Source organism: Rubneribacter sp., assembly GCF_965361815.1.
Genome location: NZ_CBDTNW010000061.1, coordinates 25,733 through 35,637 on the forward strand (window position 1 = coordinate 25,733; position 9,905 = coordinate 35,637).

Here is a 9,905-nt window from a genome sequence, read left to right on the forward strand (position 1 = left end):
GCGTTGGATGCGCTCGCCATAAACCTTGCGATGTACTAAGCTGTTCGCGAAGGAGGGACCGCCCATGATCATCCGCATCGACCAGAAATCCGAAGAGCCCCTGTACTTGCAGCTGCGCGGCCAGATCATCGCGGCCATTGCCACGGGAGAGCTGGTGCCGGGCCAGGCGCTGCCCTCGGTGCGTGCGCTGGCGAGTGACCTTGGCATCAACCTGCACACGGTGAACAAGGCGTACGCCGTGCTGCGCGACGAGGGCTACGTGCTCATGCGCGGCCGCTCGGGCGCCTACATCGCCGACCCGTGCGAGGCCGACCGGGCCGACCGCGCCCAGGTGGAGCTGGCGAAGATGGAGGACGAGCTGTTCGAGCTGGCGTTGGCGCATCGTGCGCGCGGCGGCGGTTGGGGCGAGTTCCTTGAATGCGCGCAGCGCCAAGCCGCGCGGGCGTACGGCGCCGGCGAGCGTTCGGAGGCGCGGGCCGAACGCGCGGCGGCGGCGTTTCAAGATGCCGCCGCACCGGACGCGCCGTGCGAGGCGGCAATGGGAGGCGCCCTATGATGCAGGGCTTTGACCTGACGCTTCTGATGCTGATCACAACGTTGTTCGTCCCCTTCACCGGCGTCCTCATGGCGATCACCCCTTACCTCATGCGTCGTGGCGAGGTGTTCGCCGTCACGGTGCCCGCGTCCGCGCAGCAAGACCCGTTCGTCAAGCGGCTCAAACGGCGCTATGCGGCCGCCGTCTTGCTGGCGACGGCGGTGTTCACGATTGCGGGGGCCGCGTGCACGCTTGCGGGCAACGGCGCTGGCGTGATGGTTGTCCTGATAGGCGGCGAGCTTGTGCTGCTCGTTGGCGGTTACGCCCTCATGCTGCGCTACCGCTCGCTCACGAGGGCGTACAAGCGCGAGCAAGGGTGGGTGGCTGCGGCCCAGGAGGCGGTGGCCGTGGTGGGCGAGCAGCCCGTTCCGCGCGCCATCTCGCTCAAATGGAATCTGCTGTACGTGCCGGTCATCCTGGTGACGGCGGCAATCGGCATTGCGGCGTACCCGCATATGCCCGACCTGATCCCCCTGCATGCGGATTTCGACGGCACGGTGAACCGCTGGGAGCCGAAAGGCCCGGGAGTCGTGGCGTTTCCGGTGATCGTGCAGCTGTTCTTAGTCGCGTGCTTCGCGTTCTCCCACTGGATCATCCTGCGGTCGAAGAAGTGGTCCGAGCCGGGCGCCCCGGCCACATCAGCGCTCGCCTACGGCCTGTTCGCGCGCGCTCAAAGCGTGTTTCTGCTGGTGTCTGGCGTGCTTGTGGCAACGTGCGTGGGCCTGGCGTTCGAGCTTTCGGCCTTGGGCGCGATCACGCTTGGGCAGGCGGCCGTCGTCGTGTTGGTGGCAACGCTGCCCCTTGTTGCAGGCTCCCTCGTGATATCGGCGGTGTACGGCCAGGCGGGCTCGCGCGTGTTCAAGCGCATGCAGGCGACAGACGAGCTGCTCGTGGACGACGATCGCTATTGGAAGCTGGGCGTGTTCTACTGCAACCCCGACGACGCGAGCCTGTTTCTGCCCGAGCGCTTCGGCGTGGGCTGGACGGTCAACTGGGCGCGCCCTGCCGCATGGGCCATCATGGCCGGCAGCGTGCTGGCGTCGGCGGCGTTCGTGGCGGCTCTTGCGCTGTTTGCGTAGGCGAGGAGGGGATGGTCGGGGAGATCTGCCGAAGGGTTGCGGACATGATGGCCGGCAGATCGCTGTTCGCAAGCAATGCGGCTCTTTGCTCGGGAGCGAAGCGCATCAGGTACGAGCTGGCGGCCATCATGCCGCTGATAGCGTATTCGAACAGGGGACGCTTGGACTCGTCGACGCCGAATTCGCTCACCCACAGATCCCAGGCGATGTTCTTCACGATGTTGAGCAGGTCCATGGCGCCATGAGGCCCTGCTATCAGCGCGATCTTTCCCTGGGCATCGGGCGGGAAGAGGGGCGGGAAGTGGCTGTCCGGGCCACCTGAGCGCATAACGTTGATGTTCTGGACGGCAAGCGGAATGTACTGCCGGATCGCTTGCTCGGCCAGTTCTCCGACGTTCGCGTAATGGTAGTAGAAGGTGTTTCGTCGCACGTTCGCCGCGCGCGCTATGTCGGACACGGTCATCTGCGCGTAGGGCTTTTCTTCGAGCACTTCCCAGAACGCCTGCATCATGCGCTCTTTGGCGGAGGGGTCGTCGCTGTCCTTGCGGGGGCGGGCCATGGTTTCTCCTGCGCTGAAAATGGGTCAGACTGTCCGTTTATGTTCTTTTATTCTAGCGAACGCGTGCTGATAATGGGTGGATCCGCACAAGCATTCCGCGCCCGCGCCCGCAGGGGCGCGCAAGCGAGAAGGCGTCTGCCGCGCATGGCGTTTCGCGTTGCAAGGGTGTCTGCCGCGCATGATGTTCCGCGTTGCGAGGGTATCCGCGCATGGCGTTCGCGTTGCGTCTGCGCTTTCGAGGGTGCGCACGAGCGAAAGGAGGCCCCTTGGCCGTTATAGAAGTCGATAGCCTGACCAAGGACTACGGCCACGGCCGCGGCGTATTCGATGTCAGCTTGAAGGTTGATCAGGGGGAATGCTTCGGTTTCCTGGGTCCTAACGGCGCAGGCAAAACCACGCTCATCCGTCACCTCATGGGGTTTTCCCACCCCGATGCCGGGCGCGCCCGGGTGCGCGGGCTGGATTGCTGGCGAAACGCCGCCGCTTTGCAGGCGTCCATCGGCTATCTGCCGGGCGAGATCGCGCTGCCCGAGGGCATGACTGGATCGGCGTTTTTGCGCATGATGGCCCGCATGCGGCGCATGGACTCCCTGGAGCACTGCGACCGGCTGCTGGAGCGCTTCGAGCTGGATCCGCATGTGGACACGAAGTCCATGAGCTTGGGAACGAAACGCAAGCTCGCGGTGGTGGTCGCCTTCATGCACGACCCCGACGTGCTGGTGCTCGACGAACCCACCAGCGGCCTTGACCCCATCATGCAGCGGGCGTTCATCGCCTACATCCGCGAGGAGAAGGCGCGCGGCAAGACCATCTTCCTCTCCTCGCACATCTTTCACGAGGTGGACGCAACCTGCGACCGCATCGCCATCATCAAAGACGGGCGCTTGGCGGCGCATTTCGACCCGGTGCAGCTCAAACGCGAAAGCGGCTCCATCTTCAAGGTGACCTTCGCCGACGACGCGTCGTTTGCGGCGTTTTTTGAGCGCGGGTATGCGGTGGCGTCGTCCAGTGCGAAGGCCCGTTCGGTGCGCGTGCGCGTGCTGCCCGAGGAAGTGGGATCTTTCGCACGCGACCTGGCGGCGCTCAAACCCTACGATTTCCAGGAGATACCTTTCACGCTGGAGGACTACTTCATGCAGTTCTACAAAGAGGACAAGCGGTTTGAGGGGGTGGCCTCATGAGCGGTTTGACTCCCGCGCGCCCGCTGGGCCTTGCGAGCGCGGCTCCCGCCTGCGCGCTGGACCCCACAAGCGCGGCTTCCGTCTGCGCGTCCGACGATGCGGTCATCCGCACGAAAGGGCTCACCAAAGACTACGGCTGCGACCGCGGCATCTTCGACGTTGACCTGGAGGTGCGCAAAGGCGAGGTGTTCGGCTACGTGGGCACCAACGGCTCGGGCAAAACCACCACCATCCGCGCGCTCATGGGCTTTATCAAGCCCACCGCCGGCACCGCTGAACTGTGCGGCAGCGACTGCTGGACGCACGCAGCGCACAACATGCTCGCAGTGAGCTACATCCCCGGCGAAGTGGCGTTTCCCGACCTGCGCACCGGCGTGGAGTTTTTGAAGTCGCAGGCCCGCCACCTGGGCGTGACCGACTTTTCCTACATGAACCGCGTGATAGAGGCGCTGCAGCTTGACCCCACCGCCAATCTGAAGCGCATGAGCAAGGGCATGAAGCAGAAAACAGCCATCGCGGCGGCGCTCATGGCCCGGCGCGACGTGCTGATCTTGGACGAGCCCACCACGGGTCTGGACCCCCTTATGCGCGATGCGTTTTTGGACCTGGTGCGCGCGGAAAAGGAAGCCGGGCACACGGTGTTCATGTCCAGCCACATCTTCGAGGAGATGGAGGAGGTGTGCGACCGCGTGGCCATGATCAGGGACGGGCGCGTCATCGGCGTGGTGGATTTGGACGAGTTACGCCGCAGCCAGACGCGGCGCTACGCGCTTGAGTTCGCCACCGCTTGGCAGGCGGAGGAGTTCGACCGCCGTTTTCCGGGCGGGCGGTTTTCGGGTGCGCGGTCGTCAGAGGCGCAGCCATTGGGCGGGCGACCGTCGGATGCGCAGCCGACCGGCCAGGTGACGCGCCAGGTGGCGGTGCAGGCATCTCAGACCGCGGAGCTGTTTCAGGCGCTTGATGGCTGCGGCCTGACGGCGCTTTCGGAGCGGCGGGCCACGTTGGAGGACATCTTCTTGCAGGCATACGATCAAGGAGCGGAATAGCATGGGACAGACGCGGGAAACGGGCAAGGTGACGGGCGTGTTCTCCGGGCCGCTCTTTGGGCAAAACTTGAAGGCGAATTGGGCGCTGTGCCTGGTCATCGCCGTTATCATGGTGCTGATGTGCGTGGTCATGAACTTTGCCGGCAGCATGATGTCCGCCACGGCGGGAGGGAGCGAGGACTACAGCGAGGAGCAGGAGGAGTTCTACGTGTACCTGGGGGCGCTTGCGGCCTACGACGCGATGACCCAGGCGAACCTTTCCTATGGGGATTTCGCCCAAGGAGGCGATCGCGACGCGTACGAGCAGGCGTTTAACCTGCTGTCCCAGAGCATAGGCGAGGATTTGAGCGTGCAGGGCTTCCAAGAGGCTATCGACGATCTGGGGCGTTCCGACGTGCCGCTTGACGATTACGTGCGGCAGTTCGAGTACGCCTACGCCCTGGCCCAAAGCACCGGCGTGTTCAGCGGCGACGAGCTTGATCTGGAAACCATGATGGACACCATGCTGGGCATTGCCGGCGTGGACATGGGCCTCATGGACACCATGGAGGAGATGGACCCCGACGCGCTGCTCAACTCCATGTACTTCACCGGGACGGGGCTTTTGCCCGTGTTCCTGCTGGTGGTGCTGTTGGCGAATTCGCTGGTGGTGGACAAGGTGGATCGCGGCTCGATGGCGTATCTGCTGTCCACGCCCACGAAGCGCCGCGCCGTGGCTTTCACTCAGATGCTCTTTATGCTGGTGGTGCCGCTGGTGCTGTGCGCCATTGCGTGCGTTGCGCGCATCGCCTCCACCAACGCGCTGTATCCGGAAACGAACGCGGCGGGCATCTTGGCTCTGTACGTGGGGATGTACCTCCTGGTGGAGGCTGTGGCGGGGCTGTGCTATTTCGGCAGCTGCGTGTTCAACCGCTCCGGGGCCTCCCTTGCATTCGGCGGCGGCTTGGCGGTGTGGTTTTTCCTGGCGTCGCTTCTGGGGATTTTCGGCTCGCCCAATTTAGTGGACATCGGCATGGGCGTGGAGGCGCTGGGGGTGTTCAACAACCTGACGCTCGTGGGTTTGTACGACACCGATGCGTTGGCCACCGTGGGGACGGCTGCCGTGGACTACGCTTTCGCGTGGAAGCTGTGCGCGCTTGCGGGCGTTGCCGCCGTGGCCTACGTAGCGGGTGCCGTGCGGTTTTGCAAGCGTGATCTGCCCTTGTAGGATGTGACGCCCGTTTCGGCGGGGGTGGAGGCGGGGTCGCCCGCCTCCACGTTGGACGGCGTTGATGCGGCCCCCGCCGCCAGCGGTGCGGCGAAGGGCCGCCCGCAGGTTGGTCGCAAACCGCGCCCTGTGGCACTCCGAGCGGCTGATTCGGCGGGTTGGCGGATCGCGCAATTCCCGCGACCTGGTGTTTCTCCAGATGCGAGGGGCACGGAGGGCGGGAAGGCGGCCCCGCGCGTGCCACAGGGCGCGGTTTGTGGCCAACCTGCGGGCGCAGGGTCCTGCGCGCCGCTTCGCGCAGCCCGTGCCAGCGGCGGTTTGGCAGGGAGCGACTGCCTTCTCGGCCGAACCTCCGACGTTTCTGCGACAGCGGCAGAGGGCGTTTCGTGCCTTGCCGCGCGTGCCGGGGATGAAGCGCAAGCCCGCCGTGCGCTATAATCGCCTGCGAACGATGGCGACGACGGACGGAGCGGCATGGCGTTTCTGCTGGGGTGCGAGAAGGTGCGGGTGGACTTTCCCACCAAAACGGTGTTCGAAAGCGTGTCGCTGGGTGTTGACGAGGGCGACCGCATCGGCATTGTGGGACGCAACGGCGACGGGAAGTCCACGCTGCTCAACCTGCTGGCGGGCAGGTTGGATCCCGACGAAGGCCGCGTGCTGAGAAACGGCACCGTGCGCGTGGGCGTGCTGGGGCAGGTCGATGAACTGCGCGACGGGGACGCCGCGGGCAAGGCCATCGTGGGCGAGCGGCCCGAGCACGAGTGGGCGGGCGACGCGCGCATTCGCGACATCATCGCCGGCCTGACACGCGACATTCCGTGGGACGCGCGGGTGGACACGCTTTCGGGCGGGCAGCGGCGGCGCGTGGATTTGGCGCGACTGCTGGTGGGCGACTGGGACGTGCTCGCGTTGGACGAACCCACGAACCATTTGGACGTGCGCGCCATCGCGTGGCTGGCCGAGCACCTGAAGGGCCGGTGGAGGCGGGACGCGGGCGCGCTTTTGGTGGTCACGCACGACCGTTGGTTCCTTGACGAGGTGTGTTTGCGCATGTGGGAGGTGCACGACCGCGTGGTCGAGCCGTTCGAAGGCGGATTTTCGGCCTACATCATGCAGCGCGTCGAGCGCGACCGGCGGGCGGCACTCGCGGAGCAGAAGCGCCAAAACGCCCTGCGCCGCGAGCTGGCGTGGCTTTCGCGCGGGGCGCGGGCGCGGGCGACGAAGCCGAAGTTCCACGTGGCCGCCGCCCAGGCGCTTATCGCCGACGTGCCGCCCTTGCGCGACGAGCTGGCCCTCAAGCGCATGGCCATGGCGCGTTTGGGCAAGCAGGTGGTGGACCTTGAGCACGTGAGCGTGCGGTTCGAAGGCGAGGGCGGATCGGCCCGCACGGTGCTGGACGATGTGGAGTGGATCATCGGCCCCGGCGATCGCTACGGCATCGTCGGCGAGAACGGTGCGGGCAAGACCACGCTTCTGCGCGTCATCCAGGGCGTGCAGCGCGTGAGCGCGGGGCGCGTGAAGATCGGCCAGACCGTGCGCTTCGCCGTGCTGTCGCAGCATCTGGACAACTTGGCCGCTTTCGGTAACGATCGCGTGCGCCAGGTGATCGGCCGCTACAGCCGCCGCACCATGCTGGACGGCAAGGAGACGACGCCCGCGCAGCTGCTTGAGAAGCTGGGGTTCTCGCGCGCCGACCTCAACGAACCGGTGTGCGACCTGTCGGGCGGGCAGAAGCGCCGGCTTGCACTCATGCTCATCCTGCTGGACGAGCCCAACGTGCTCATCTTGGACGAGCCGGGCAACGATCTGGACACCGACATGCTGGCTGCGATGGAGGAGCTGCTCGACGGCTGGCCGGGCACGCTGCTTTTGGTCACGCACGACCGCTACCTCATGGAGCGCGTGACCGACCACCAGTTCGCCCTCATCGACGGGAAGGTGCGGCATTTGCCGGGCGGCGTGGAGGAGTACCTGCGAATGGCGGACGAGCGAGACGCGCTCGCGGGGGGAGGGTTGGGCGGCGCCCAGCCCCCCGTTGATGGTGCGGACGTTCATCCGACATCCGCAAATGGTGAAGAGGGGAGGGAAAGGCTTTCGGGCGGGGAGCAGCGGGCGTTGCGCAAGCTCATGGCCTCCAACGAGCGCAAAATGGAAACGCTGCGCGGCAAGATGGAGGACGTGCGGGCCCAGATGGCCGCCGTCGATCCCACCGACTTCGCCGCCCTCGGCGAGGCCCAGGCGCGCATCGACGAGCTGCAATCCCAGATGGACGAGCTGGAAGAAGCCTGGCTCGAAGCCGCCGAGAAACTGGGGGAATAGGTGCGCTTCCGTTCGTGACAGGAGGAAGGGGATGACGTCACACCGGGATGTGCCCCAATGTGAGGTTATCCCCGTCCTCCTGTCACGGTCCTCCTGTCACGCTAGGGCGTTCGGTTGCGTTGGGCGTGCGGGTCAGGGAATGCGGGCTATGGTACAATTCGGGTATGAAGCGCGAGGAAGGAAAAGTGGCGGGGGGGGGTGCTGGATGCGTTCCGGCTGCTGACCGCTATCTTCACACTGGCTCGCTCACGGCGTTCAAGGCGACGTTCCTGCCCGGTTTGAGCCTTGCCTTCTTCGGGATTGGGCTTTATCGCCTTTGGTACCAGTTCAACTTCTACAACCTGCATTTCTCCGCGGACATGGGCATGGTGACGGTGGGCGCGAACATCGCCCGCGTGGCCGTCATGGTCCTGCTCGCAGTGCTCGTGCACCGAGCCGGCTTTTCGCGGATAACGCGGGGCGTGTTCGTGTGGTCGGGCTTCGTGCTGATGACGGCCTCAAGCCTGCTGTACCTGATCGACCTTTTCTTCAACACGGCCGATTTCGAGGCACTGCGCGTGGTGGTGGGCGGCGTGGGGCTTGTCGGGGGCGAGGTCATCTGGGTGTTCTTCCTTGAAAGGCTCAAGCCCGGCGAGGCGTTTCTCTACGCGGCGGGCGGGTTGGCGCTTTCGTGCGCGCTGTCGCTTGCGATGGGGTATTTGGACCCGGCCGTCTCGGGCATGGTCAACCTGTTCGTGCCAGCCTTGTCGGTGTACGCCTACTGGCAGGCCATGGCGCGGCTCGACGAGCGCGGGCATGCCGGGGAGGAAAGCGCGGGCAAGGCTCCGGGCGCGGACGCGTTGTACGAGCGGGATCCGTTGCGGCGCGGCGTGGCGCAGGTGCTGGCAGCGTTTTTCCTGTACGCGCTTTTGCTGGGCATGGCGCTGGGGTATCCCGACGGGCGCGAGCGCGAGCTGTCGCAGGCGGTGCGCTCGATTCACCAGGTGCTGGTCGTGGCGTTGGTCGCGCTTGTCGTGTGGCTTGTGCTGGTGCGCGGGCGCTCGTTTCGACTTTCGGGGTACTGGCTGTTCCAGAACGCGCTCATGATGGCGAGCATCTGCTTTCTCATGAGCGGACAGGCCGGCTCCGAGGAAGCGAGCGCGTTTCTGCTCACCAACGCGGTGACCTGCTTCTACATTCCCCTTGTGTTCTTCTCTTACTGCATTGGGCGCCATGTGCGCCAACCCACGACGATAGTGTACGCGGCGGCATACGGCGGCTCGCTTTTGTGCATGGCTGCGGGGCGCATCATGGTGTACGCGGTGGGACCCGCGCTCGAGCACGGATTGTGGCTGCTCATAGCCATGGCAATGGTGGCTTTGATGGAGGCGACGCTCATCATGCGCCCGCGCTTCATGGGGGATCGGCAGGTCGGGTTCGAACTGTGCCGCAGCGCGTCCGAAGCGACGGGGGTGGCTCGGTTGGAAACGGGCGCGCAGCCGGGGAGCGCGGCGGAGGGCGCGGAGGCGGCTGCGGGTGCGCAGCCGGGGCGTGCGGCGGGGAGCGCGGAGGCGGACGCGGGCGGGCGAGGCCCCGCAAGCCCGGTGGCGATGTTCGCGCGGCGGTTCGGCCTGAGCGAAACCGAAGAGGCCATCGTGTCGCTCATCGCGCAAGGACGCAGCCGCGCCTTCATCGCCCGGGCGCTCAGCTATTCGGAAAACACCATCAGGAACTACACGAGGGCCGTCTACCGCAAGGCGCAGGTCCATTCCAAGCAGGAGCTGCTCGACAAAGTGGCCGAGACCCGCAGAGAAGGTGCGGGCGTGGGCGGGGAGGGTTCTGCGGGCGCGAAGCCCGGCGGACCGGATTAGGGGCAGCTTGGATCCGAGGCGGCTCGGCCTACGCCCCGGCGTGTTGGGCCGCCTGTGCGCCGGCGTTGT

At 65.9% G+C, this 9,905-nt stretch carries 8 protein-coding genes; 7 read left to right on the forward strand and 1 reads right to left on the reverse strand.

The genetic code is table 11. The features are described 5' to 3' along the window. Positions 1–64 precede the first annotated feature (64 nt). Positions 65–556 (forward strand): GntR family transcriptional regulator, encoded by a 492-nt coding sequence (locus tag ACWKY3_RS04155; RefSeq protein ID WP_449315157.1) that lies wholly within the window; start codon positions 65–67, stop codon positions 554–556. Continuing rightward, positions 553–1,674: a DUF1648 domain-containing protein gene (locus tag ACWKY3_RS04160; RefSeq protein WP_449315158.1), complete on the forward strand. Its 1,122-nt coding sequence runs from the start codon at positions 553–555 to the stop codon at positions 1,672–1,674. Before ACWKY3_RS04155 ends, ACWKY3_RS04160 begins: the two co-directional genes overlap by 4 nt. Here ACWKY3_RS04160 and ACWKY3_RS04165 read toward each other — a convergent pair. Then, positions 1,613–2,185: a TetR/AcrR family transcriptional regulator gene (locus ACWKY3_RS04165; protein WP_449315159.1), complete on the reverse strand. Its 573-nt coding sequence runs from the start codon at positions 2,183–2,185 to the stop codon at positions 1,613–1,615. The genes ACWKY3_RS04160 and ACWKY3_RS04165 overlap by 62 nt on opposite strands. Positions 2,186–2,499: 314 nt before the next feature. Between ACWKY3_RS04165 and ACWKY3_RS04170 the strand changes: the two genes are divergently transcribed. The 5 genes from ACWKY3_RS04170 (at position 2,500) to ACWKY3_RS04190 (ending at position 9,836) form a co-directional block, all read left to right on the forward strand. Then, entirely contained in the window at positions 2,500–3,414 is a 915-nt protein-coding gene (locus ACWKY3_RS04170; RefSeq protein ID WP_449315160.1) for an ABC transporter ATP-binding protein, read from the forward strand. Beyond that, positions 3,411–4,460: an ABC transporter ATP-binding protein gene (locus ACWKY3_RS04175; protein ID WP_449315161.1), complete on the forward strand. Its 1,050-nt coding sequence runs from the start codon at positions 3,411–3,413 to the stop codon at positions 4,458–4,460. Before ACWKY3_RS04170 ends, ACWKY3_RS04175 begins: the two co-directional genes overlap by 4 nt. A 1-nt stretch (position 4,461) precedes the next feature. After that, complete coding sequence (locus ACWKY3_RS04180) at positions 4,462–5,667, forward strand: ABC transporter permease (protein WP_449315162.1); 1,206 nt, start codon at positions 4,462–4,464, stop codon at positions 5,665–5,667. Positions 5,668–6,141: 474 nt separating this feature from the next. Continuing rightward, complete coding sequence (locus ACWKY3_RS04185; protein WP_449315163.1) at positions 6,142–7,986, forward strand: ATP-binding cassette domain-containing protein; 1,845 nt, start codon at positions 6,142–6,144, stop codon at positions 7,984–7,986. Positions 7,987–8,171: 185 nt separating this feature from the next. Beyond that, positions 8,172–9,836, forward strand: a complete 1,665-nt coding sequence (locus ACWKY3_RS04190) for a response regulator transcription factor (protein ID WP_449315164.1) — start codon at positions 8,172–8,174, stop codon at positions 9,834–9,836. Positions 9,837–9,905: the final 69 nt, after the last annotated feature.

Coding starts and splice junctions, on each gene's coding strand:
- ACWKY3_RS04180 (WP_449315162.1), top strand. CDS start 4,462: ATGGGACAGACGCGGGAAACGGGCAAGGTGACGGGCGTGTTCTCCGGG.
- ACWKY3_RS04155 (WP_449315157.1), top strand. CDS start 65: ATGATCATCCGCATCGACCAGAAATCCGAAGAGCCCCTGTACTTGCAG.
- ACWKY3_RS04185 (WP_449315163.1), top strand. CDS start 6,142: ATGGCGTTTCTGCTGGGGTGCGAGAAGGTGCGGGTGGACTTTCCCACC.
- ACWKY3_RS04165 (WP_449315159.1), bottom strand. CDS start 2,185: ATGATGCAGGCGTTCTGGGAAGTGCTCGAAGAAAAGCCCTACGCGCAG.
- ACWKY3_RS04160 (WP_449315158.1), top strand. CDS start 553: ATGATGCAGGGCTTTGACCTGACGCTTCTGATGCTGATCACAACGTTG.
- ACWKY3_RS04175 (WP_449315161.1), top strand. CDS start 3,411: ATGAGCGGTTTGACTCCCGCGCGCCCGCTGGGCCTTGCGAGCGCGGCT.